The sequence below is a fragment of the Glacieibacterium frigidum genome (assembly GCF_007097155.1).
Lineage (GTDB): Bacteria > Pseudomonadota > Alphaproteobacteria > Sphingomonadales > Sphingomonadaceae > Glacieibacterium > Glacieibacterium frigidum.
This window is the reverse complement of record NZ_VJWA01000002.1, coordinates 1,152,177-1,172,278: the sequence shown is the minus strand read 5'-3', so window position 1 is coordinate 1,172,278 and position 20,102 is coordinate 1,152,177. Positions and strand designations below refer to the sequence as shown.

The 20,102-nt window shown below is 68.8% G+C and carries 31 protein-coding genes; 13 read left to right on the top strand and 18 right to left on the bottom strand.

The window, feature by feature from the left end:
• Window position 1 precedes the first annotated feature (1 nt).
• The 10 genes from bchL to hemA are packed head-to-tail and all read left to right on the top strand — an operon-like array spanning window position 2 to window position 8,193.
• Window positions 2-901, top strand: coding sequence for a ferredoxin:protochlorophyllide reductase (ATP-dependent) iron-sulfur ATP-binding protein (gene bchL, locus FMM06_RS15180; protein WP_144335166.1), 900 nt, complete (start codon window positions 2-4; stop codon window positions 899-901).
• The gene (gene bchM / locus FMM06_RS15175; RefSeq protein ID WP_144335165.1) at window positions 898-1,578 is read left to right on the top strand and encodes a magnesium protoporphyrin IX methyltransferase; all 681 of its coding nucleotides are present in this window, start codon (window positions 898-900) and stop codon (window positions 1,576-1,578) included. The genes bchL and bchM overlap by 4 nt, the downstream gene beginning before the upstream one ends.
• Window positions 1,578-2,960 (top strand): BCD family MFS transporter, encoded by a 1,383-nt coding sequence (locus FMM06_RS15170; RefSeq protein WP_144335164.1) that lies wholly within the window; start codon window positions 1,578-1,580, stop codon window positions 2,958-2,960. Before bchM ends, FMM06_RS15170 begins: the two co-directional genes overlap by 1 nt.
• A gap of 21 nt (window positions 2,961-2,981) precedes the next feature.
• The gene (puhA, locus tag FMM06_RS15165) at window positions 2,982-3,752 is read left to right on the top strand and encodes a photosynthetic reaction center subunit H (RefSeq protein WP_144335163.1); all 771 of its coding nucleotides are present in this window, start codon (window positions 2,982-2,984) and stop codon (window positions 3,750-3,752) included.
• Window positions 3,749-4,381 carry a photosynthetic complex putative assembly protein PuhB gene (puhB, locus tag FMM06_RS15160; protein ID WP_144335162.1) on the top strand — a complete coding sequence of 211 codons (633 nt, stop codon included), beginning with the start codon at window positions 3,749-3,751 and terminating at the stop codon, window positions 4,379-4,381. The genes puhA and puhB overlap by 4 nt, the downstream gene beginning before the upstream one ends.
• On the top strand, window positions 4,378-4,836 hold the full coding sequence (gene puhC, locus FMM06_RS15155; protein WP_144335161.1) for a photosynthetic complex assembly protein PuhC: 459 nt from the start codon (window positions 4,378-4,380) through the stop codon (window positions 4,834-4,836). The genes puhB and puhC overlap by 4 nt, the downstream gene beginning before the upstream one ends.
• On the top strand, window positions 4,833-5,108 hold the full coding sequence (locus tag FMM06_RS15150; RefSeq protein WP_235889337.1) for a hypothetical protein: 276 nt from the start codon (window positions 4,833-4,835) through the stop codon (window positions 5,106-5,108). The genes puhC and FMM06_RS15150 overlap by 4 nt, the downstream gene beginning before the upstream one ends.
• Window positions 5,105-6,157, top strand: coding sequence for a magnesium-protoporphyrin IX monomethyl ester (oxidative) cyclase (gene acsF, locus FMM06_RS15145; protein ID WP_144335160.1), 1,053 nt, complete (start codon window positions 5,105-5,107; stop codon window positions 6,155-6,157). The genes FMM06_RS15150 and acsF overlap by 4 nt, the downstream gene beginning before the upstream one ends.
• Window positions 6,151-6,951 (top strand): putative photosynthetic complex assembly protein PuhE, encoded by an 801-nt coding sequence (gene puhE / locus FMM06_RS15140; protein WP_144335159.1) that lies wholly within the window; start codon window positions 6,151-6,153, stop codon window positions 6,949-6,951. Before acsF ends, puhE begins: the two co-directional genes overlap by 7 nt.
• 9 nt (window positions 6,952-6,960) lie before the next feature.
• Window positions 6,961-8,193 carry a 5-aminolevulinate synthase gene (hemA, locus tag FMM06_RS15135; RefSeq protein WP_144335158.1) on the top strand — a complete coding sequence of 411 codons (1,233 nt, stop codon included), beginning with the start codon at window positions 6,961-6,963 and terminating at the stop codon, window positions 8,191-8,193.
• Between the two features lie 182 nt (window positions 8,194-8,375).
• Here hemA and FMM06_RS15130 read toward each other — a convergent pair whose 3' ends face one another.
• From FMM06_RS15130 to FMM06_RS16875, 10 genes are all read right to left on the bottom strand, one after another.
• Window positions 8,376-8,618, bottom strand: coding sequence for a hypothetical protein (locus FMM06_RS15130; RefSeq protein ID WP_144335157.1), 243 nt, complete (start codon window positions 8,616-8,618; stop codon window positions 8,376-8,378).
• Window positions 8,619-8,641: 23 nt separating this feature from the next.
• The gene (locus FMM06_RS15125; protein WP_235889336.1) at window positions 8,642-8,890 is read right to left on the bottom strand and encodes a hypothetical protein; all 249 of its coding nucleotides are present in this window, start codon (window positions 8,888-8,890) and stop codon (window positions 8,642-8,644) included.
• Window position 8,891: 1 nt separating this feature from the next.
• The gene (locus FMM06_RS15120; RefSeq protein WP_144335156.1) at window positions 8,892-9,212 is read right to left on the bottom strand and encodes a hypothetical protein; all 321 of its coding nucleotides are present in this window, start codon (window positions 9,210-9,212) and stop codon (window positions 8,892-8,894) included.
• A 9-nt stretch (window positions 9,213-9,221) separates the two neighbouring features.
• Window positions 9,222-9,563, bottom strand: coding sequence for a hypothetical protein (locus FMM06_RS15115; RefSeq protein ID WP_144335155.1), 342 nt, complete (start codon window positions 9,561-9,563; stop codon window positions 9,222-9,224).
• A gap of 14 nt (window positions 9,564-9,577) precedes the next feature.
• Complete coding sequence (locus FMM06_RS15110; protein WP_144335154.1) at window positions 9,578-9,868, bottom strand: hypothetical protein; 291 nt, start codon at window positions 9,866-9,868, stop codon at window positions 9,578-9,580.
• A gap of 25 nt (window positions 9,869-9,893) precedes the next feature.
• The gene (locus tag FMM06_RS15105) at window positions 9,894-10,190 is read right to left on the bottom strand and encodes a hypothetical protein (protein ID WP_144335153.1); all 297 of its coding nucleotides are present in this window, start codon (window positions 10,188-10,190) and stop codon (window positions 9,894-9,896) included.
• 27 nt (window positions 10,191-10,217) lie between these two features.
• Window positions 10,218-10,595 (bottom strand): envelope stress response membrane protein PspC, encoded by a 378-nt coding sequence (gene pspC, locus FMM06_RS15100; RefSeq protein WP_144335152.1) that lies wholly within the window; start codon window positions 10,593-10,595, stop codon window positions 10,218-10,220.
• A gap of 22 nt (window positions 10,596-10,617) precedes the next feature.
• Window positions 10,618-10,896 (bottom strand): envelope stress response membrane protein PspB, encoded by a 279-nt coding sequence (gene pspB / locus FMM06_RS15095; protein ID WP_268900732.1) that lies wholly within the window; start codon window positions 10,894-10,896, stop codon window positions 10,618-10,620.
• Between the two features lie 4 nt (window positions 10,897-10,900).
• Entirely contained in the window at window positions 10,901-11,569 is a 669-nt protein-coding gene (pspA, locus tag FMM06_RS15090; RefSeq protein WP_144335151.1) for a phage shock protein PspA, read from the bottom strand.
• An 82-nt stretch (window positions 11,570-11,651) separates the two neighbouring features.
• Window positions 11,652-11,792 carry a hypothetical protein gene (locus FMM06_RS16875; RefSeq protein WP_185965214.1) on the bottom strand — a complete coding sequence of 47 codons (141 nt, stop codon included), beginning with the start codon at window positions 11,790-11,792 and terminating at the stop codon, window positions 11,652-11,654.
• A gap of 189 nt (window positions 11,793-11,981) precedes the next feature.
• Between FMM06_RS16875 and pspF the strand changes: the two genes are divergently transcribed.
• A complete protein-coding gene (pspF, locus tag FMM06_RS15085; RefSeq protein WP_144335150.1) occupies window positions 11,982-13,013 on the top strand; it encodes a phage shock protein operon transcriptional activator in 1,032 nt (343 codons plus the stop codon).
• A 37-nt stretch (window positions 13,014-13,050) separates the two neighbouring features.
• Window positions 13,051-13,665 (top strand): superoxide dismutase, encoded by a 615-nt coding sequence (locus tag FMM06_RS15080; protein ID WP_144335149.1) that lies wholly within the window; start codon window positions 13,051-13,053, stop codon window positions 13,663-13,665.
• A 1-nt stretch (window position 13,666) separates the two neighbouring features.
• On the opposite strand, the gene FMM06_RS15075 is transcribed toward FMM06_RS15080, so the two are convergent.
• Genes FMM06_RS15075 through FMM06_RS15055 form a run of 5 tightly spaced genes read right to left on the bottom strand, consistent with a single transcriptional unit; the run spans window position 13,667 to window position 17,368 of the window.
• Window positions 13,667-14,851: a glycosyltransferase family 2 protein gene (locus tag FMM06_RS15075; protein WP_144335148.1), complete on the bottom strand. Its 1,185-nt coding sequence runs from the start codon at window positions 14,849-14,851 to the stop codon at window positions 13,667-13,669.
• Between the two features lie 40 nt (window positions 14,852-14,891).
• Window positions 14,892-15,527: a MarC family protein gene (locus FMM06_RS15070; RefSeq protein WP_144335147.1), complete on the bottom strand. Its 636-nt coding sequence runs from the start codon at window positions 15,525-15,527 to the stop codon at window positions 14,892-14,894.
• Window positions 15,524-16,186 (bottom strand): hypothetical protein, encoded by a 663-nt coding sequence (locus FMM06_RS15065; protein WP_144335146.1) that lies wholly within the window; start codon window positions 16,184-16,186, stop codon window positions 15,524-15,526. Before FMM06_RS15065 ends, FMM06_RS15070 begins: the two co-directional genes overlap by 4 nt.
• Entirely contained in the window at window positions 16,183-17,067 is an 885-nt protein-coding gene (gene folD, locus FMM06_RS15060) for a bifunctional methylenetetrahydrofolate dehydrogenase/methenyltetrahydrofolate cyclohydrolase FolD (protein ID WP_144335145.1), read from the bottom strand. The genes FMM06_RS15065 and folD overlap by 4 nt, the downstream gene beginning before the upstream one ends.
• Window position 17,068: 1 nt before the next feature.
• On the bottom strand, window positions 17,069-17,368 hold the full coding sequence (locus FMM06_RS15055; protein WP_144335144.1) for a YggT family protein: 300 nt from the start codon (window positions 17,366-17,368) through the stop codon (window positions 17,069-17,071).
• A 72-nt stretch (window positions 17,369-17,440) separates the two neighbouring features.
• On the opposite strand from FMM06_RS15055, the gene FMM06_RS15050 reads away from it, so the two are divergent.
• Window positions 17,441-17,635 (top strand): hypothetical protein, encoded by a 195-nt coding sequence (locus tag FMM06_RS15050; RefSeq protein WP_144335143.1) that lies wholly within the window; start codon window positions 17,441-17,443, stop codon window positions 17,633-17,635.
• A gap of 94 nt (window positions 17,636-17,729) precedes the next feature.
• On the opposite strand, the gene FMM06_RS15045 is transcribed toward FMM06_RS15050, so the two are convergent.
• The 3 genes from FMM06_RS15045 to FMM06_RS15035 are packed head-to-tail and all read right to left on the bottom strand — an operon-like array spanning window position 17,730 to window position 20,081.
• Complete coding sequence (locus FMM06_RS15045; RefSeq protein WP_144335142.1) at window positions 17,730-18,656, bottom strand: hypothetical protein; 927 nt, start codon at window positions 18,654-18,656, stop codon at window positions 17,730-17,732.
• Window positions 18,646-19,617, bottom strand: a complete 972-nt coding sequence (locus FMM06_RS15040) for a diacylglycerol/lipid kinase family protein (RefSeq protein ID WP_144335141.1) — start codon at window positions 19,615-19,617, stop codon at window positions 18,646-18,648. Before FMM06_RS15040 ends, FMM06_RS15045 begins: the two co-directional genes overlap by 11 nt.
• Window positions 19,614-20,081, bottom strand: a complete 468-nt coding sequence (locus tag FMM06_RS15035) for a DUF2141 domain-containing protein (RefSeq protein ID WP_207790296.1) — start codon at window positions 20,079-20,081, stop codon at window positions 19,614-19,616. Before FMM06_RS15035 ends, FMM06_RS15040 begins: the two co-directional genes overlap by 4 nt.
• Window positions 20,082-20,102 lie beyond the last annotated feature (21 nt).

Below are 20,102 nucleotides of genomic sequence, written 5' to 3'. Positions count from 1 at the left end.
TATGTCTGTACTTGAACTCGATCGGCCCAAGGCCACCCGCCCCGATGGCGAGGGATCTCTGCAGGTCAAGCTCGACCCCAATGAGAAGATCGGCAACGCCAAGGTCTTCGCCGTCTACGGCAAGGGCGGCATCGGCAAGTCGACGACCAGCTCGAACCTTAGCGCCGCGCTGTCGCTGCTCGGCAAGCGCGTCCTGCAGATCGGCTGCGACCCCAAGCACGACAGCACTTTCACGCTGACCAAGAAGCTGATGCCGACGGTCATCGACGTCCTCGAGACGGTCGACTTCCACCACGAAGAGCTTCGGCCCGAGGATTTCTGCTTCACCGGGTTCAACGGCGTGATGTGCATCGAGGCGGGCGGACCGCCCGCGGGCACCGGCTGCGGCGGCTATGTCGTCGGCCAGACGGTCAAGTTGCTCAAGCAGCACCATCTCCTCGAGGACACCGACGTGGTGATCTTCGACGTGCTCGGCGACGTAGTGTGCGGCGGCTTCGCGGCGCCATTGCAGCATGCCGAGCGCGCTGTCGTCGTCGCGGCGAACGACTTCGACTCGATCTTCGCGATGAATCGCATCGTCGCCGCGATCAAGGCGAAGTCGAAGAACTACGAGGTCCGCATGGCGGGCGTCATCGCCAACCGCTCGGCGGCGACCGACGAGATCGACCGCTTCAACGCCGCGACGGGCCTGAAGCGCCTCGCGCACTTCCCCGACCTCGACGAGATCCGCCGTTCGCGCCTCAAGAAGTGCACGGTGTTCGAGATGGACTCGACGCCGGCGCTCGAGGCGGTGAAGCTCGAGTACATGCGCCTCGCCGCGCAGCTGTACGCGGGCACCGATGCCCTCGACGCGATGCCGATGAAGGACCGCGACATCTTCGAGTTCCTGGGCTTCGAATGAGCGTCGGCGCGACATACGACGCGTATCGCGGGCGGTTGGAGACCTACTTCGACCGCACCGCGTTCGACGCCTGGGCAAAGCTGACCAGCGACGCGCCGGTCAGCGGCATCCGCGCGACGGTACGCGCCGGTCGCGACGAGATGCGCACCCGCCTGCTCGACTGGCTCCCCGCCGACCTGACGGGCAAGCGCATCCTCGATGCCGGCTGCGGCACCGGTGCACTGGCGGTCGAGGCAGCAAAGCGCGGCGCGAGCGTCGTCGCCGTCGATGTCTCGGCGCAGCTCGTCAACCTGGCGCGCGAGCGGCTGCCGTCGGAGCTCGACATCGACTTCCGCGCCGGCGACATGCTCGGCGACCACGGCGAGTTCGACCATGTCGTCGCGATGGACTCGCTGATCCACTACCGCTTCGCCGACATCGTCGCGGCGGCGGCGCGGCTGCAGGCGCGGACCCGCGGCACCCTGTTATTCACCGTCGCGCCGCGCACCCCGCTGCTGCTGGCGTTCCAGGGCATCGGCAAGCTGTTCCCGCGCAGCGACCGCTCGCCCGCGATCATTCCCGCGTCGCCCGCCCGCCTGATGCGCGACCTTGCGCAGAATGGCTGGACCGCCGGCCGCGACGCCCGCACCTCGACCGCCTTCTACAAGTCGCACGCCATCGAAATGGTGCGCGGCTGATGAGCAGGCTCGCCGCCCGCTGGACGAAGGTCGCCACGAGCTTCCTGCCGTTCGCCGACGCGGCGACACCCGAGCTGCCGCTCGGCCGCCTGCTCCGCCTGTCGCTGTTCCAGCTGTCGTGCGGCATGGCCGCAGTGCTGCTGACCGGCACGCTCAACCGCGTAATGATCGTCGAGCTCGGCTTCCCGTCGCTGCTCGTCGCGGCGATGGTGTCGATCCCGCTGCTGTTCGCCCCGCTCAGGGCTCTGATCGGCCACAAGTCCGACCATCACCGGTCGGTGCTCGGCTGGAAGCGGGTGCCCTATATCTGGTTCGGCACGCTGCTGCAGTTCGGCGGCTTTGCCATCCTGCCGTTCGCGCTGCTGGTGATGACCGGCAAGGGCGATGGCCCGGCGATCTTCGGCGAGATCTTCGCGGTCGTCGGCTTCCTGATGATCGGCGCCGGCATGCACAGCGTCCAGACCGCCGGCCTCGCGCTCGCCACCGACCTCGCGCCGCAGGAGTCGCGTCCGCGCGTCGTCGCGCTGCTCTACGTCATGCTGCTCGTCGGCATGCTGGTGTCGAGCCTCGTCATCGGCGGGCTGCTGCAGGATTATTCGCCGACCCTGCTGGTGCAGGTCATCCAGGGTGCGGGCGCGCTGACCATGGTGCTCAACCTGATCGCGCTGTGGAAGCAGGAGGCGCGCAGCCCGCGCGCTGCCGCGGACGCACCGCCGGCCCCCGACTTCCGCGCGACGTGGCGCGAATTCGTCTCGGTCCCGCGGCACCGCCGCCTGCTGGTCGCGGTCGGCCTCGGCGCGGCGGCATTCGCGATGCAGGACGTGCTGCTGGAGCCCTTTGGCGGCCAGGTGCTGGGCCTCGGCGTCGGCGCGACGACGGTGCTGACGGCGCTATGGGCGACGGGCACGCTCGGCGGCCTCGGCCTTGCCGCGCATCTGCTCGCGAAGGATACCGATCCGCACCGCCTCGCCGGTTTCGGCGCAGTGGCGGGCACCTTTGCCTTTTCGCTCATCATCTTCGCCGGCGCGGTCGTCGAGCCCGCGCTGCTGCGTGCGGGCGCGATGGTCCTCGGCTTCGGCGGCGGGCTGTTCGCGGTCGGCACGCTGACGGCGGCGATGGGGCTGGCATCGGCACGCGGCGCGGGCCTGGCGCTCGGTGCCTACGGCGCTGTGCAGGCGACGTGCGCGGGAGTCGCGATCCTCGTCGGCGGCCTGCTCAAGGACGCGGTTGGTGCGGTGTCGGGCGCGAGTGCCGGCTACAGCACCGTCTATGCGCTCGAGATCGCGCTGCTCTTCATAACTCTCGTGGCGCTCGGCCCACTGGCGCGCCGCGAGACGGACACCACAAGTGGGCGCTTCGGACTCGCCGAGTTTCCCGGCTAAGATGAATTTTGGGAGGACGACATGGGCTATCAACTGACCGCCGGTCTCGACGTTGCCGAGCTTGCCTTGTGGGCGTTCTTCCTCTTCTTCCTGGGGCTGGTGGTCTACCTGCGCCGCGAGGACCATCGTGAAGGCTATCCGATGGAAGACGATGTCGGCGGTCGCATCGCGACCCGCAGCCTGCTCTTCGATCCCTCGCCCAAGACCTTCCACCTGCCCTTCGGCCAGGGCAGCGTGCAGGTGCCGCGCGCGAACGATCGTACCGGCAACATGTACAAGGGGCGCCGCACCGGTTCATGGAACGGCGCACCGTCCGAGCCGGTCGGCGATCCGCTGCTGGCGGGTATCGGGCCGGGCGCCTATGCGGACCGTTCGGACCATCCCGACATGAACATGGAAGGCCATCCGCGTATCGTGCCGCTGCGCGTCCAGCCCGATTTCTTCATCGCGGCGAAGGATCCCGACCCGCGCGGCTTCACCGTCGTCGGCGCCGACCGCGTCGTCGCCGGCACGGTCAGCGACATCTGGATCGACACCGCCGACCGCCTGGTGCGGTACATCGAGGTCGCGCTGCCGTCGGGCAAGTCGGTGCTGGCGCCGATGTTCATGGCGTCGGTCGACCGCAAGCGTCGCGCGATCGAGATCGACGCGGTGTGCGGCCGCCAGTTCGACAACGCGCCCGCGACGCCGGTGTCGAACACCATCTCGCTGAACGAGGAAGAGCGCGTCCAGGCCTATTTCGGCGCGGGCTATCTGTTCGCGACGCCTGATCGTGCCGAGCCGTTCCTGTGAACGAGTACGGGCATGAGGAGGTTCGCGGCCTGCCCGGCCGCCTGCCGCCCGGCGAGACCCTGCTGTGGCAGGGTTCGCCGGACTGGCGGCGGCTGGCGCGCGATGCCTTCCACACCTACCTCGTCGCGGCCTATTTCGGCGTGCTGCTCGTCTGGGCGGTGATCGATGCGGTGTCGCCGGGCGGTGCCGCGTCGCCGATCGGCATTGCCGCGACCGGCGCCGTGGCTGTCGCCGGGCTCGGGCTGCTCTACGGCCTCGCCTGGCTGTCGGCGCGCACGACGGTCTATTCGATTACCTCGAAGCGCGTCGTGCTGCGCTTCGGCATCGCGCTGCCCAAATGCGTCAACCTGCCGTTCGCGCAGGTCGGTGACGCGCGGCTGGCGGTCAACAAGGACGGCACCGGCGACATCGCGCTCGCGATGACGGCAAAGGTCTTGGGCTATGCCGCCCTGTGGCCGCACGCGCGGCCGTGGCAGCTCGCGAAACCCGAGCCGATGATGCGCGCGCTGCCCGACGTGGCAAGCGTCGCGGCGCTGCTCGCCGACGCCTGCGCCAAGGCAGTGCCGGGCGGCCGGCGTCTCGCAGTAACCGAGGACGTCGCCGACTTCGGCCCGGCGGTGGCGGCATGAGCCACAGCCACGACGCCAACGTCCCGCGCGGCGCGCTCATCGCGATGGGCGGCCTCGTCGCGGTCTCGCTGCTGCTCGTCGGCGCGGTCCGCATCGGGCTGGTCCCGCCCGCCGCATCGCCGGTCGGCGAGCGCGTCGCGGCCAAGGCCGTCGCGGTCAAGTCGCGCGACCTGGTGTTCATCGACACCGCCGCGGGCGACGTCGCGGTGCGCGACGTGGTGACCGGCAAGGTCGACACCGCGGTTGCGGCCGGCAGCAAGACGGGTTTCATCCGCGGGGTGATGCGCGGGCTGGCACGCGACCGGCATATCCGCGGGCTCGACGGCACCAAGCCGTTCCGCCTGACGCAATGGTCGAACGGCGACCTGACGCTGACCGACAGCGCAACGGGCCGGATCATCGAGCTCGGCGCCTTCGGCGAGACGAATCGCGCATCCTTCCAGGCGCTGCTGTGAAGTTCGACGTCGCCTGCACCGTGCACGTCGAGGTCAGTGCCGAGCGCTGCCGTGCCGACGTGCTGCTCGACGGCAACCTCGCGATGGGTCCGGGCGACCGCGTCCGCGTCCACGGCGAGCCGATCCGCGCGCGCATCGGCGAGGTGCGCAGCTATCGGCGCATGGCGACGGTCGAGCGCGCGGGCTGGCTGCGCCGGACGTGGACGAAGTTGTCCGGACATTTTGCGCTGACCGAGCTGTACGAAGTCAGCTTCACCGGAGCCATTCGATGAACGCACCCGTCGATCATTCGACGCTCCGGATCGCGCAGGAGGACACCGTCCTGTCCCCGCGGTTCTACACGACCGACTTCGCCGCGCTCGACGCGATCGACGTGTCGAGCGTGCGCGGGGAGTGGGATGCGCTGATCGCCGAGATGACCGCCGATCCGAACAAGCGGCATTTCAAGCGCACCAACGAGTTCGATGGCGTCATCGAAAGTCTCGAGCCCGCGCTGCGGCAGGAGTTCACCGACTTCCTCGTCAGCTCGATGACGTCCGAGTTCTCGGGCTGCATCCTCTATGCCGAGATCGCCAAGCGCGCGAAGAATCCCGACGTCAAGGCGCTGTTCCGCCTGATGGCGCGCGACGAGAGCCGCCACGCCGGCTTCATCAACGACAGCCTGAAGGATGCCGGTATCGGCATCGACCTGGGCTTTCTCACGAAGACCAAGAAATACACGTACTTCCGGCCGAAGTTCATCTTCTACGCGACCTATCTCAGCGAGAAGATCGGCTATGCGCGTTACATCACCATCTACCGCCACCTGGCCGCAAACCCGCACCTGCGCATTCACCCGATCTTCCAGTGGTTCGAGCTGTGGTGCAACGACGAGTTCCGTCACGGCGAGGCGTTCGCGCTGCTGATGCGCGCCGACCCGAAGCTGCTTAGCGGCGTCAACAAGCTGTGGATCCGCTTCTTCCTCGTTGCGGTCTACGCGACGATGTACGTGCGCGATCACAATCGCCCGGTGTTCCACGCCGCAATGGGCATAGATCCGACCGAATATGATTTCGAGGTCTTCCGCATCACCTCGCAGATCACCCGCCAGGTGTTCCCGCTGACCCTCGACACCGATGCGCCGGGATTCCGCGCGCTGCTCGAGAAGATGCGCGTGCTGGCTGACGGCATTGCCCAGGCGAAGAAGGAGGGCGGCTTCGCCAATCGCGTCAAGCGCCTCGGGCTGACGGCGGGGGTCGCCGTGACCTTCGCGCGCCTGTTCCTGTATCGCGCGCCGTCGAACGCACTGCCCGCGACCGTGCGGCTCGAGCCGGCATGGTGAACTGGGCCGAACATGGCTGGCCGCTGGTCTATGCCGGCGGGCTGTGGTTCGTCGCCACCGGCGCGGTGCTGGCGCTCGACAGCCGTGCGCGCACCAGCTTTCGCACCAGCCTGATCGTCACTGGCATCCTCGCCTGCGCCGCGCTCGCGGTCATCGCGCTGACGGTCGGCGACACCTCGCCGTTCGCGGCCTATGCCGCGTTCACTGCCGCGCTGACCATCTGGGGCTGGCACGAGCTCGCCTTCCTGACCGGTGCCGCGACAGGCCCGCGCCGCGAGCCGCTGCCCGCCGGTGCTGAGGGGTGGACCCGTTTCCGCCTCAGTGCCGCGACGCTGATCCACCACGAAATCGCGCTGGCGCTGACGCTGCTGCTGCTGGTCGGGCTCAGCTGGGGATCGCCGAACGCCGTGGCGGCGCAGACCTTCGGGCTGTTGTTCGCGATGCGCCTGTCGACGAAGCTCAACATCTTCGCGGGCGTGCCCCACTTCGATACTGCGATGCTGCCGCCGCACCTCGCCTATTTCGGCACGTATTTCCGGCGCGGACCCATTGGATTTACGATGGTTTTAAGCCTTGCCTGTCTGGTCGGCGGCGCTATTCTGCTGGGTGACCGCGCGGTGGATGCAACCGGAGGAGCGGCGGTCGGTGCCAGCCTGATCTTCGCGCTTGTGGCGCTCGGGCTGCTCGAACATCTGTTTCTCATACTACCGACGAAGGATGCGGCGCTGTGGCGCTGGGCCAACAGGCATAAAATGCCGGAAAACGCCTATCGGACCACCGGGGCGGCAGAGTAAGGGGGGATCATGGACTACGAAGCATTGTTCCAGGCGGAGCTCGACGGTTTGAAGACCGAGGGCCGCTATCGCATTTTCGCCGAGCTCGAGCGCAAGGCCGGCAACTTCCCCCAGGCGAAGCGTTTCGACGGCGAAGGCGGCGAGACGGGCACGCAGGACGTCACCGTCTGGTGCTCGAACGACTATCTCGGCATGGGCCAGCACCCCGACGTGCTGGGCGCGATGCATGAGACGCTTGACCGCTGCGGCGCCGGCGCCGGCGGCACGCGCAACATCAGCGGCACCACGCACAGTCATGTCGTGCTCGAGCGCGAGCTCGCCGACCTCCATGGCAAGCAGGCCGCGCTGCTGTTCACCAGCGGCTATGTCTCGAACTGGGCCGCGCTTTCGACGCTAGCGTCGAAGTTGCCGGGCTGCGTCGTGCTGTCGGACGCGGGTAACCACGCCTCGATGATCGAGGGCATCCGCCACAGCCGCGCCAAGTGCCTGAAGTGGGCGCACAACGACGTCGCCGATCTCGACCGGCTGCTCGCCTCGCTGCCTGCCGACGTGCCCAAGCTCGTCGCGTTCGAGAGTGTCTATTCGATGGACGGCGACATCGCCCCGATCGCCGAGATTCTCGACACCTGCGAGAAGTACGGCGCGATGTCGTATCTCGACGAAGTCCATGCGGTCGGCCTGTACGGCCCGCGCGGCGGCGGCATCGCCGAGCGCGAAGGGCTTATGGACCGCGTCACGGTCATCGAGGGCACGCTCGGCAAGGCGTTCGGCGTGATGGGCGGCTACATCGCCGGCAGCCACGCGATGTGCGACTTCGTCCGCAGCTTCGCCAGCGGGTTCATCTTCACCACCGCACTGCCGCCGGCGCTTGCCGCGGGCGCGACGGCGTCGATCAAGCATCTGAAGGCTTCGAGCGTCGAGCGCGAGGCGCACCAGGAGCGCGTCGCCAAGGTCCGCCGCCGCCTGAACGCCATCGGCATCCCGATGATGGACAACCCCAGCCACATCATCCCGGTGATGGTCGGCGACCCGCACCACTGCAAGATGATCAGCGACTGGCTGCTCGACACGCACGGCATTTATGTCCAGCCGATCAACTACCCGACCGTGCCCAAGGGCACCGAGCGGCTGCGCATCACGCCGTCGCCGGTGCACACCGATGGCGATGTCGACCGGCTGGTCAGCGCGCTGAGCGAGATCTGGTCGCAGTGCGCGCTGGCGCGGGTCAGCATGGCCGCCTGATCACTCACCCTCCCCAGTGGGGAGGGTCGGAGAGACACCGCGCAGCGTGGCTCCGGGGTGGAAGTTTCGAGCGCGGCGCGTTTCGAAGGGAGTTCCGCTGCGAGCGAGCTGCCCTTGGCTAGACCCACCCCCGGGCCGGCTGCGCCGTCTCTCGCCCCTCCCCGCGGCGAGGGGGTGTCGCTTTACATATCTACGCCCGCAGCGATCGCCTCGAGCTTCTTGATCCGCTCCTTCATGTCCGCCAGGTCGATCCGCGCACCCACTGCGGGCAGGTCCTGTGCGCGGGGGCCGGTGGCGCCATGTTCGAAGCGGTGGTGCTGCAGCTCCAGCCACCCGCGCCAGCTCCACGCCGCCACCGCAGTGACGATGCTGAGCGCCAGCAGGCCGGTGCCTGAGAGGACGACGAGCGAGTCGATGGGCAACATGGCGTCGGGTCCTTCCTTGATTTCTATTTGCGGTTGTCGTCGAGCGCGTCGATCTGGTCCGACAGGCGCTTGGCGGGATCGGTGGCGAGGCGTTCGAGAACGGCGATGCGCTCGTTGAGGCGGGTGACCTCGCCGCGCAGGCGCAGTGCCTCGTCGCTGTCGCCGACGGGCTCGCGGCCCATCGCCTTGTAGCGTTCGCGGTAGGTGCGCCCGATGGTGACGATCAGAACGATCAGCACCACCATCGTGAACACGCCGATTTCTCCGAACATCTCAGTTGGTCTCCGAGGGTGCGCGGCCGGTGTCGGCGTCGCGCAGCGTTTCGATCTCGCTCGACAGGCGCTTGGCGGGATCGGTGGCGATGCGTTCGAGCACCGCGATCCGCTCCTCGACGCGGCCGAGCTTGCCGCGCAGCATCTCGTTCTCGGCCTCGAGCAGCTGCGCCGCGCGGGCGGCGTCGGGGTGATCGACCTTGCCGCCCCACTCGCCCTCGACCGGATAGCCGTGGCGCGCGCGGATCGCAGTGGTCAGGATCCAGCCGATCGTGCTGATGGCGATCAGCGCGAGGACGAACAAAGGTGAGTTCCAGGACATCGGGTTTTCCTAGTTGACGGCGACGTCGCGCGGATCGCGCAGGTCGTCGATGGTCTGCGACAGGCGCGAGCCCGAGTCGGTGGCGATGCGCTCGAGGACGGCGAGGCGGTCCTTGACGCCCGCCAGCTCGGCCCGCAGCTGGGCGTTCTCGCTGCCGATCAGCTTGATGCGCTCCTTGTCCTCGTTGGTCGTGATCGGCTTGATCGTCTGGCCCCACGAGCCCTCGAGCGGATAGCCGTTCTTGATGCGCATCCAGGTGGTGATCACCCAGCCGCCGACACCGGCGACGATGGCGGTCGATACGATCGGCGAGACCGCCTGGAAGAACTGGATTTTTTCGGGCGTGATCATGGTCGCTGTTCCCCTCAGTTCAGCTTGGCGGGCGGCGTGGCCGGGCCGCGCAGTGCCTCGATTTCGTCGGCGAGATGGACGCCGCGGTCGGTGACGATGCGGTTGAGCGTCGCGACATGCGCCTCCAGCCGCTCGATCTTGGCGGCGTACTGCGCCGCCTGCTCACCCGCGGTGGTCGCGGCGAGCTCCATCTGCTTCTCCTTCAGCTTGATCCAGCGCTTGAAGATCCCGCTGCCGATGCCGCCGACGATGGCGATGATCGGGATGGAAAGCGCCATGAAGGCGAAGGCGTTGTCGGGCGACATGATGGTTGTTCCCCTCGTGTGATGCCTAGCGCAGCGCTTCGATCTCGCGGTCGAGGCGGGTCGCGGGTTCGGTAACGATGCGTTCAAGCGTCGCGGTACGCTGCGCCAGCGCGGCATAGTCGTCGCCGAAACGTGCACCGTCGCGGTCGTCGCGCCGGGCCGCAGCTCGCGCCTTGCGGCGCTTGACGATCTTCGCTGCCAGCATCGCGGCGACCGCGACGAACATCCCGGCGAAGAACGACCCGCCGTCCAGGGTCTCGTTCGGCTGCTGGTAGGTGGTGATGGTGCCGTCGGCGGCGACGACGGTCATGTTCTCGGCCATTTCTGCTTCCCCCTGAACGCGTCGCGGCTAGCGCAGCGCGTCGATTTCCGAACTGAGGCGGCTGTTCGACGAGGTCATGTATGCCTCGACATCCTGCAGGCGCCGGTCGACGTCGCGGTACATCGCGCGGGTGTCGCGGATCGAACGCTGCGGGGCGACGCGCAGCTTGGCGTAGAACTTCCGGTCCTCCGGGCTTTCCTCGCGCAACTCCGCAGGCTTGTCGGAGGCAAACCATGCCATCGTGAAGTAGATCAGCGGCAGAAAGCCCATTCCCGACAGAGTGCCGACAACGAAGAGGACGCGAACCCAGAGCGGATCCCAGCCGACGTAGTCAGCCACACCAGCGAGGACGCCCAGAAACTTGCCGTTGCGTTTGTCGCGGTAGTAGCGCGTGCGGGCAGACATTGATGGGCTCCTTGGCCAGAGACTAGCGATGGTGTTCGCGGCGGTCTTCGAGCTCGCGGGTCCGCTGGTGCGGCAGCGCGCTCTCCTTCCAGTTGGGGTTGTCGGCGGCGATGATCCGCTCGATCGATTCGAGACGCGCGTCGAGGCGGCGTGCGGCCGAGTACAGGTCGTCGAGCAGCTGCTCGTCCTGTTGGCTGATGCCCTTGGCGGCGCGGAACTTCGACGAATAATGGAGGAACAGCCAGGGCATCCCGACGAACAGGAAGCCGCAGATCAGTACGGCGGTCAGATCGATATCCACGGCGTCAGCCCTCCTTGTTGAGGCGCGCCTTGAGCGCGGCGAGTTCGGCGGCGATCGAGTCGTTCGCGCGCAGGTCGGCGATCTCCTCGTCGAGGGTGCGCGGCGGGCCGCCGAGCAGCACCGCGTCGGCGCGGCCTTCGGCCAGGTCGGCGCGACGCTCGATGATCTCGAACTTCGAGAAGGCGTCCTCGATGCGCGGACCCTTGTACATCTCGCGCATCTTGCCGCGGCTGTTGGCCGATTCGATGCGGGCGATCAGCGCGTTCTGGCGCTGGCGCGCCTCGCGCAGCTTCGTCTCCAGCTTGGCGATATCGACTTCGTTGGCCGCGAGGCTCTCGTCGAGCGCGGCGATGTCGTGGGCCGTCGCATCGGCGAAGCTCTTCGCCTTGGACTTCTCGACTAAGGCCGCGGTCGCGAGATCCTCGCGGCCCTTCGACAGCGCGAGCTCGGCCTTTTCGGCCCAGCTTGCCTGCGCTGCTTCGGCGCGCACGACGGCGCGGCGCATCTCTTTCTGGTCGGCAATCGTGCGGGCGGCGCCGGCACGAACTTCGACGAGGGTTTCCTCCATCTCCATGATGATCATCCGGATCATCTTCGCCGGGTCTTCCGCCTTATCGAGCAGGTCGGTCATGTTGGCGGCGATGATGTCGCGGGTGCGGCTGAAAATGCCCATGGGCACGAACTCCTGGAGGCGAAAGGGGGTGGCCGGAACGAGAGGGGTTACCGTTCCGGCCACGCGACGCAAGGCCTGGGGATTAGGCACTGAGCGTCGCAACCTGGGGGGCAGCGAGTGGCGCGAGCGCCGGGGCAGTCGCGGCGGCGACGAAAGCCACTGCGAGGAAGAGCGAGGCGACGCCGGCGAAGGCGTTGCGCGCGAGGGTCTGAAAGTTGATCATTGGGTCCTTCTCCTGTTTCCGTGCCGGGCTCCGGATCATCCGGCGCCCCATGCCAACTGCATTGCATAAGGCGTGCCAAGTGGATGGGATTTGCTAACCCATTGATCTTGTTGCGCAGGACTGGAAATGTTGCGCCCCCGATGAATGCAGGATTGCCGAGAGTTGGTGAAATATGCCAATCTTCGGTCCATGCAGTCGCCAGCCACACTTGTCGGCCAGTCGTCGGCGTTCCTCGACGCGGTCGAGCGCGCGTCGGCGGCAGCGGCGCTCAACCGCCCGGTGCTGGTGATCGGCGAGCGCGGCACCGGCAAGGAGTTGATCGCCGAGCGGCTGCATCGCCTGTCCCCGCGCTGGGGCGGCCCCTTGGTCGCGATCAACTGTGCGGCGCTCCCTGAGAACCTGATCGACGCCGAACTCTTCGGTTACGAGACCGGGGCGTTCACCGGCGCGACTCGCGGGCGGCCGGGGCGATTCGAGGATGCCGACGGCGGGACGCTGTTCCTCGACGAGATCGCGACCCTGTCGCCGGCGGCGCAGGAGCGGCTGTTGCGCGTCGTCGAATACGGCGAGCTGACTCGCCTGGGGTCGAACCGCGCGATCCGCGTCGACGTCCGCATCGTGGCGGCAACGAACGAGGACCTGCCGACGCTGGCCGACGCGCACAAGTTTCGCGCCGACCTGCTCGACCGGCTGAGCTTCGAGGTCGTCACTTTGCCGCCGCTCCGCGCACGGCTCGAGGATATCGGGCTGCTCGCAGGCCACTTCGGGCGGCGCATGGCGGTCGAGCTCGGCTGGCCTGGCTTCGCGGGGTTCACGCGCGCGGCGGCGGATGCGCTGTTGAACCACCCTTGGCCGGGCAATGTCCGCGAGCTCAAGAATGTCGTCGAACGCTCGCTGTACCGTTGGGGGGAGGCGACGCAGGCGGTCGGGCATATCGTGTTCGACGCCTTCGACTCGCCGTGGCGGCCGGGTACGCGTGTGCTCGCGCCCGCGCCGTTGACAGCCGCGGCGCCGCAGTCGCTGGCGCCCGCACCGGTCGATCTTTCGCACTGCTCCGACCTGCGCGCCGCGGTCGCCAACCACGAGCGCGACATTCTGGCGGCCGCGCTCGCCAAGTGCCGCCACAACCAGCGCGCCACCGCGACCGCGCTCGCACTGACCTACGACCAGCTGCGCCATGCGCTGAAGCGTCACAACATGCTCGAACGGACCCCAACCTAAGGCAGTGCGTTCAACGGGCGAAACCCGGAGATCCGCTATGCCCTTCACGCTGCCGCCGCTGCCCTATGCCGACGATGCCCTCGCGCCCCATATCTCGGCGCAGACGCTGCACTTTCATCACGGCAAGCATCACAAGGCTTATGTCGACAAGGCGAACGAGCTGATCACGGGCACTCCGCTGGCGCAGCTGTCGGCGGTCGAGGTGATCCGCCGCGCCCGGGCCGACGGCAACGACAAGCTTTTCAACAACGCCGCGCAGGCCTGGAACCACGAGTTCCTGTGGCAGAGCATGATGCCGGGCGGCGGCGGCGCCCCGAGCGGCGCGCTGAAGGCTGCGATCGACACCGACCTCGGCGGCATGGAAAAGTTCGCGGAGAACTTCAAGACCGCGGCGGTCGGGCAGTTCGGCAGCGGCTGGGCGTGGCTGGTCCGCGACGGCGGCGCGCTCAAGATCGTCACGACCCATGACGCCGACACGCCGATCGCCCACACGCGCCAGACGCCGTTGCTGACGCTCGACGTATGGGAGCACGCCTATTACCTCGACTGGCAGAACGCGCGTCCCGACTACGTCGGCGCGTTCCTCGGCGAGCTGGTCAACTGGGATTTCGCCAGCGCCAATTTCGCCGACGAGACGCGGCTGGCAGCCTGAACTATTCGGTGAGCAGCGCGGTGAAGAAGCCGGTCACCAGCGCCTGCACACCGAGTGCGCACAGCAGGACCGAGGGGATGGCGACGCGCATCAGCGCGTCGGTGTCCATGTCGCCATAGCCGCTGCCCGCCCAGCCGAGGACAGCGGCAAAGGCCAGCACGATGCCGCTGACGAGCATCACGCCGCCGGCGACGCAGCCGCGATCGATGCTGAACCAGCGCCGCGCCAGCTCGGTGCGCGGACTGGTCGGCCATAGCCGCTCGCGCACCCCGAACAGGCGCGCGACGACCGCGAAACTCATCAGCTGCGCGCCGATGATGACGCTCGCCGCCGAAAACAACAGGGTTGTGACGCCGAGGCGGACCGAGCCGAGCGAGACGCTGCCCGGGAGCAGCGCGAGCAGCCCGATCAGGCCCGCGAGCGCCAGCACGACGCCAGGGTAGAAGAACAGCGCCTTGGGCGCGAAGGTCAGCAGGAACTTGAGGTGGCGCCAGCCGTCGCGCCAGCTGCGCAGGTGCGGCGGTCGCGAGCGGCCGTCGGGCGACAGGGTGGTCGGCACTTCCGCCAGCCGCAGCCCGGCCAGCTGCGCCTTGACGACCATCTCGCTCGCGAACTCCATGCCCGTCGTGCGCAGGCCGAGGCCCAGGATCGCCGCGCGGTCGAAGGCGCGCAGGCCGCAGTGAAAGTCGCCGATCGGCGCATTGTAGAACAGGCGGCCGGCGAAGCTGAGTACCGGATTGCCGAGATAGCGGTGCAGCGGCGGCATCGCGCCCTTGGCGATTCCACCCTGGAAGCGGTTGCCCATGACCAGCTGTTCACCGTCGCGCAGCCGTGCGAGGAAGGGCATCAGCCCGAGGAAATCATAGCTGTCGTCGCTGTCGCCCATCGCGACGAAGCGCCCGCGCGCCGCGAGGATGCCCGCCGCCAGCGCCGCGCCGTACCCGCGCACCGGCACCGCGACGACACGCGCGCCCAGCGACGTGGCGATCGCCTGGCTGCCGTCGGTCGAGCCGTTGTCGGCGATGACGACCTCGCCCGCGACGCCGTTCTCGGCGAAGAAGCGGTTGGCCTTGGCGATGCAGATGCCCAGAGTCTCGGCCTCGTCGAGGCACGGCATGACGATCGACATCTCGACCTGCCCGTCGGCGGGGACGAGCGGGATGATCTCGGCGGTCGCGGTCTGCATGGGCAAGTGCCCTGCCATGAGATTACGGCTTAATCCGGGCTCAGCCGCCCAGCCCGAAGCTCTCGCGGATGCCGTCGATGATGAACTGCGCGGCGAGCGCGGCAAGGATGACGCCGAGCAGGCGCGTGATCATCGCCTCGATCTTGTGCCCCATCAGGCGCATCAGCGGCCCCGCGGCGAGCAGCGCGCCGAGCGTTAGCAGCAGCACCGCGGCGAGCGCCGCCAGCACGGTCAGGCTCTGCTCGATACCGTTGGCGCGCGACATCAGCAGCATGACCGCGGCGATCGAGCCGGGGCCGGCGAGCATCGGGATCGCCATCGGGAAGACCGAGATGTCGTCGGCCTCGCCCTGCGCCTCGCTCTTGACCGCCTCGGCGCGCTCCTCGCGGCGCTGGGTGCGCGTCTCGAACACCATGTCGATGGCGATCAGGAAGACCATGACGCCGCCCGCCAGCTTGAAGGCAGGCAAAGTGATGCCGAGCGCGGTCAGGAAATCCTCGCCGAACAGCGCGAACAGCAGCAGCACGACCGCCGCGATCCCCGTCGAGCGCAGCGCCATGCTGCGCCGATAGGCGGCCGCGCCGCCGCTGGTCAGCGACGAGAAGATCGGCACGCAACCCGGCGGGTCGAGCACGACGAACAGCGTGACGAAGGCCGAGATGAAGAGTTCGATCATGGCAGGGTGACCTGCGCCGCACGCAGGTCATGCGCGGTTCCGGTCCACGCCCAAACGAGCAGCACGCGGCGCCCGGTCGCGGCGTCGCCGCGCACCTGCCACGCCAGGGTCGCGTCATCCGACGCACCCGACACGATCGCCGGCAGCGCGAACATCGCTGCCGCCTGGCCGTCGAGCATGGCATCGGCCTGCGCGTAACGAGCCGGGGCAGTCAGGTGCGGCAGCGCCGCGCGCGCCTGTGCAGCCGCGGTGCACGACGCGGTCTCGGCGGCGAGCGGACGCGCGCCTGCGGGACGCATGGTCAGCGGCGCGCCCTCGTCGAGGACCCAGCGCCAGCCATCCGGCGTCCGCGTCCAGATCGTGCGGAAGCGACCGTGGGTGCCGGCCGCGTCGATCGAGCCACCCGTCGAGAAGCCTGCGCTCGCATCGCACGCCGTCAGCGTCCGGTCGGGCCACCATTTATACGGCACCGGCGGGTCGGCGCGACTCTTCAGCCAGTCCTGCGCGCGGACCATGCCGGGCACGAACATCACCGCGTCGGCGCTCGCAGTAGCGCGGAAGGCGGTCCACTGACCTTCGCGTGCCGCCTGCGCGGCAAACGCCCGCTCCGCGTCGGCGACCGAACCGCTCGCGACCGCAAGGGCGAGCAGCGCGATCACAGCGCGGGTGCCGCCAGTCCGGTGCGCGCGTGCGCCGCGAGCAGCGTGTTGCGCAGCAGGCAGGCGATCGTCATCGGGCCGACGCCGCCAGGGACGGGGGTGACCCAGCCGGCGGTTTCAAGCGCCTCGGCAAAGTTCACGTCGCCGACGAGCTTCGTCTTGCCGTCGGGAAGCGCGATGCGGTTCATGCCGACATCGATGACACACGCGCCGGGCTTGAGCCAGTCACCGCGCACCAGCTCGGGCACGCCGACCGCTGCGACGACGATGTCGGCACGCGCGACATGGGCGGCGAGATCACGCGTCCGCGAGTGGGCGGCAGTCACGGTCGCGCTCGCCGCGACGAGCAGCGCCGCCATCGGCTTCCCGACGATGTTCGAACGCCCGATGACCAGCGCCTCCTTGCCCGACAGGTCGCCGAGGGCGTCCTGCAGCAGCATCAGGCAGCCAGACGGCGTGCACGGCACGAGGCCGGGCAGGCCACTCGCGAGGCGCCCCGCGTTGACCGGGTGGAAGCCGTCGACGTCCTTCGCTGGATCGACCGCGGCGATGACGCGCGCCTCGGAGATATGCTTCGGGCACGGCATCTGGACGAGGATGCCGTCGACTGCATTGTCGGCGTTCAGCGCCGCGACGAGCGCCAGCAGCTCGGCCTCCGATACGTCGGCGGGCAGGCGGTGCTCGACCGACACCATGCCCGCGCCCGTCGTCGCGATGCCCTTGTTGCGGACATAGACGTGGCTGGCAGGATCGTCGCCGACCAGCACGACCGACAGGCCGGGCGCGCGTCCCGTCGCCGCGACGAAAGCCGGTACGGCGTCAGCGACCCGCCCGCGCAGGCCGGCGGCGAACGCCTTGCCGTCGATGATCACCGCGCTCACGTCAGAGATAGTTCGGAACGTTGACGACGATCAGCTTCTGGATCAGCAGGATGACCAGCAGCACCACCATCGGCGACAGATCGATGCCGCCGAAATCAGGCAGGATGCGCCGGATCGGGCGGTACAGCGGCTCGAGCAGCCGGTCGAGGACACGCAGCACCTCGCGGACGAAGCGGTTCTGGGTGTTGACGACGTTGAACGCCACCAGCCAGCTGAGGATCGCCTGGACGATCACCGTCCATTTGAGGATGTCGAGCAGCAGCACGACGAATCCGGCGAGCACCGCCAGCGTGGGAGTCATGTGATCGTCCTTCGGGTTGCGTGGCCGTCATCTAGGGACGGTCGTGCCGCGGCGCAATTGAGGCGCTGACCGGTGAGGCTCGCCTTTATGCCGTCCTTATGCGGCTGCGGCATCATCACCGTGCGTCCGCGCATGGCAGGGGCGGGTGCGCAGGCATATTTTGGTGCCATGATCGATTGGCTCGGCGCGCGTGCGCCCATCACGCTCATCTTCCTCGCGACGCTGGCCCTCGGGCTGGTCGTCACCCTGGTCAGCACCGCGGTATGACGCGCGGCGGAGGTGCGGCACGTTGTGCGGCAGGCATCGTCGCGCTGATCGCCGGGTTCGCGGCGGCGATGCAGGCGCTGACCGCACTGCTGGGCTAGCGCACCGCGCCGCGCGCCAACAGGCGCGGCAGCAGGGCGATGCCGCCGAGCAGCGGCCAGCGGCGCATCCACGCGGAAACCGGCACCGGCACGCCGGCATGGCGCTGGATCTTCCACGCCAGATAGTCGAGGCCGCCGTCGAAGGTGAACGCTGCCTTCGCCAGCCGCGCGGCGGATAGCGCTTTACCCGCCCGGCGGCGGCGCGCCCAGGCGGCGGGCGCGGCGGCGCGGTCGCCGCCGGCGATCTCGACGCGGTCGCCATCGACCGTCGCAGCCAGTCCTGCCGCCGCCAGTGCAGGCGCGGTGAAGGCGGCGTAGCGCGCCGGGTCGGCGGCGACGATGCTGTTGCCGCGCCCGGCGCGTTCGGTGCGCAGTTCGGCGCCGAAGGTCAGCGCGAAGGCGCCGGTCCACAGCGCCTCGACCGACAGCACAGGCGGCAGCATCGGCGCGGCGGCAGCGAGCAGGGCGGGTGCGGCCCCGGCGACCGCCGCGATGGCCGCGTTGCGGGCGTCGTCGTCGCGCACCCACGCCAGTCGCGACGGCTGTGCGAAGCGGGCCCAGACGCTGGGGTTCGACGTCGCGCTGCTGCACAGCCGCGCGAGATCGGCGCTGCTCAGCACCGCGTACTTGGCGCGCAGGCCGTCGTGCGCGATCTGAAAGACGTTGGGCGGGATCAGCCGGTTGGCGCGCGCGCGCCAGTCGCCATAGGATTGGGTATAGTCGTCGACGATGACGTAGAAATCGAGCATCAGCCCGTCGAGCCGCGCCTCGCGCAGGCACGAGCCGTAGAACAGCACGGCGTTCGTGCCCGGCAGGATGGTCGCGACATGCGCCGCGAAGTCAGCGGCGGCGGGGTCGATGGGCACCGCCAGTTCGGCGGCGACGAGGGTCCGCAGGTCGTCGCGCGACGCCTCAGGCGGCAAGGCGGACGAACGACACCGGCGGCGTCGTGGTCAGCGTGATCGACCCGCCGTTTGCCGCCTGAAACAGTTCGCCGTCCATGACGACGCTGGGCTGCCCGCCCTCGATGCGGATCGTGTCGCCGCCCTGCAGGTGCAGCCCGCCGATGGGGCGGCGGCCGAGACGGCCGATCAGCACCTCGTAGACGAGGCGCACGAGAGTGATCGGGTTCTGCTCGATCGCCATCATGCGGAGCGCGCCGCCGACTGCGCCGGGGCGGATGTTGAGCGCGATCCGCTCGAGCGTCGTCACCATGACCAGCAGAAAATTGCCCTCCTGCCGGCCATCGCCGCGCGTCAGGCGCATGCGCGGCTGCTTGGCGGGCAACCAGCGCGCACGGATACCGAGCAGCGTACCGAACACCAGCGCGAGCGCGGCGAGGAAATGGCTGATCGAGTTGGGCAGGCCCAGCGGATAGATGCGGTGGCGGCAGAACAGGATGATCTCCGCCAGTCCCGCACCGCCCAGGAACATGCCGAGCACCGGGCGGTCGTTGTCCTGCCCCGTGGTCAGCGCGATCAGCTGCCGGCGCACGACGTGCGGGTCCATCCCCGTCTCGGCGATCTGCAGCAGCTGGCGCAGCGCGCCAAGCGCGTCGCCGTGGGCGCCCAGGTCGAGCGCGATCAGGTTGGTCTTGCCGTTCGGCAGCACCGCGACCGGCGGGATCTTGCCGTCGAAATGGCCGCCCAGGTGCATCTCGGTCAGCGCCGCCTGCACGGTACCGTCGCCGCCGTTGATCGCCAGCACGACGGGCTTCATGCGCGCGATGGTGCGCAGCGCCTCGGGCACGTCGTCGACGCTCTCGACCTCGTAATGGAAGATGCTGGGGTGCGCGGCGACGAAGCTGCGGACCTGCGGCAGGATCGCGAGGTTACCCGTCGAACGCGGGTTCGACAGCAGGGCGATGCAGGGCGCGGTACTCATCGGCTGACCTTGATGGCGATTGCGGTGACGCCGGTGCCGGCGGCGAAGGCGGCACGCTGGACCTTCGGCTTCGACAGGCCGAGGCTGGGGTTGTTCGACACGCCGTAGCCGTCGCGGAACGGGTTCAGCTTGCCGTCGCCGTTGCGGTCGTGGAGGACCCCGACGGCGTAGCGGCCCGGGCCGGGCAGCGCGACGCACAGCTCCAGGTCGCCGGACCGGGGCACGTCATGGTCGATGCGGCGGACATATTTGCCGCGCACCAGCCAATCCTCCTCGGTCGCACGATAGGTCGAGACGCGCACGCTGCCGTCGCGATCGTCGAAGCCGTGAATGCGGACGAGCAGCGCCGTGCCGCCCGCGCTGGCTGCGCACGCGGCCGCGTCGGGGCCGACACCGCGCGCGCTCGCAGGCATCGCTGCTGCAAGTCCCGCCGCAATACCGATGACCGCCAAACCGCGCCGCACTTTTATCGATGACCTTCCTTG

Bases quoted from the DNA above. Each gene is read 5' to 3' on its own strand.
- bchL (WP_144335166.1), top strand. From the start codon at position 2: ATGTCTGTACTTGAACTCGATCGGCCCAAGGCCACCCGCCCCGATGGC.
- bchM (WP_144335165.1), top strand. From the start codon at position 898: ATGAGCGTCGGCGCGACATACGACGCGTATCGCGGGCGGTTGGAGACC.
- FMM06_RS15170 (WP_144335164.1), top strand. From the start codon at position 1,578: ATGAGCAGGCTCGCCGCCCGCTGGACGAAGGTCGCCACGAGCTTCCTG.
- puhA (WP_144335163.1), top strand. From the start codon at position 2,982: ATGGGCTATCAACTGACCGCCGGTCTCGACGTTGCCGAGCTTGCCTTG.
- puhC (WP_144335161.1), top strand. From the start codon at position 4,378: ATGAGCCACAGCCACGACGCCAACGTCCCGCGCGGCGCGCTCATCGCG.
- acsF (WP_144335160.1), top strand. From the start codon at position 5,105: ATGAACGCACCCGTCGATCATTCGACGCTCCGGATCGCGCAGGAGGAC.
- puhE (WP_144335159.1), top strand. From the start codon at position 6,151: ATGGTGAACTGGGCCGAACATGGCTGGCCGCTGGTCTATGCCGGCGGG.
- hemA (WP_144335158.1), top strand. From the start codon at position 6,961: ATGGACTACGAAGCATTGTTCCAGGCGGAGCTCGACGGTTTGAAGACC.
- FMM06_RS15130 (WP_144335157.1), bottom strand. From the start codon at position 8,618: ATGTTGCCCATCGACTCGCTCGTCGTCCTCTCAGGCACCGGCCTGCTG.
- FMM06_RS15125 (WP_235889336.1), bottom strand. From the start codon at position 8,890: ATGTTCGGAGAAATCGGCGTGTTCACGATGGTGGTGCTGATCGTTCTG.
- FMM06_RS15120 (WP_144335156.1), bottom strand. From the start codon at position 9,212: ATGTCCTGGAACTCACCTTTGTTCGTCCTCGCGCTGATCGCCATCAGC.
- FMM06_RS15115 (WP_144335155.1), bottom strand. From the start codon at position 9,563: ATGATCACGCCCGAAAAAATCCAGTTCTTCCAGGCGGTCTCGCCGATC.
- FMM06_RS15110 (WP_144335154.1), bottom strand. From the start codon at position 9,868: ATGTCGCCCGACAACGCCTTCGCCTTCATGGCGCTTTCCATCCCGATC.
- FMM06_RS15105 (WP_144335153.1), bottom strand. From the start codon at position 10,190: ATGGCCGAGAACATGACCGTCGTCGCCGCCGACGGCACCATCACCACC.
- pspC (WP_144335152.1), bottom strand. From the start codon at position 10,595: ATGTCTGCCCGCACGCGCTACTACCGCGACAAACGCAACGGCAAGTTT.
- pspA (WP_144335151.1), bottom strand. From the start codon at position 11,569: ATGGGCATTTTCAGCCGCACCCGCGACATCATCGCCGCCAACATGACC.
- FMM06_RS16875 (WP_185965214.1), bottom strand. From the start codon at position 11,792: ATGATCAACTTTCAGACCCTCGCGCGCAACGCCTTCGCCGGCGTCGCC.
- pspF (WP_144335150.1), top strand. From the start codon at position 11,982: ATGCAGTCGCCAGCCACACTTGTCGGCCAGTCGTCGGCGTTCCTCGAC.
- FMM06_RS15080 (WP_144335149.1), top strand. From the start codon at position 13,051: ATGCCCTTCACGCTGCCGCCGCTGCCCTATGCCGACGATGCCCTCGCG.
- FMM06_RS15075 (WP_144335148.1), bottom strand. From the start codon at position 14,851: ATGCAGACCGCGACCGCCGAGATCATCCCGCTCGTCCCCGCCGACGGG.
- FMM06_RS15070 (WP_144335147.1), bottom strand. From the start codon at position 15,527: ATGATCGAACTCTTCATCTCGGCCTTCGTCACGCTGTTCGTCGTGCTC.
- FMM06_RS15055 (WP_144335144.1), bottom strand. From the start codon at position 17,368: ATGACTCCCACGCTGGCGGTGCTCGCCGGATTCGTCGTGCTGCTGCTC.
- FMM06_RS15040 (WP_144335141.1), bottom strand. From the start codon at position 19,617: ATGAGTACCGCGCCCTGCATCGCCCTGCTGTCGAACCCGCGTTCGACG.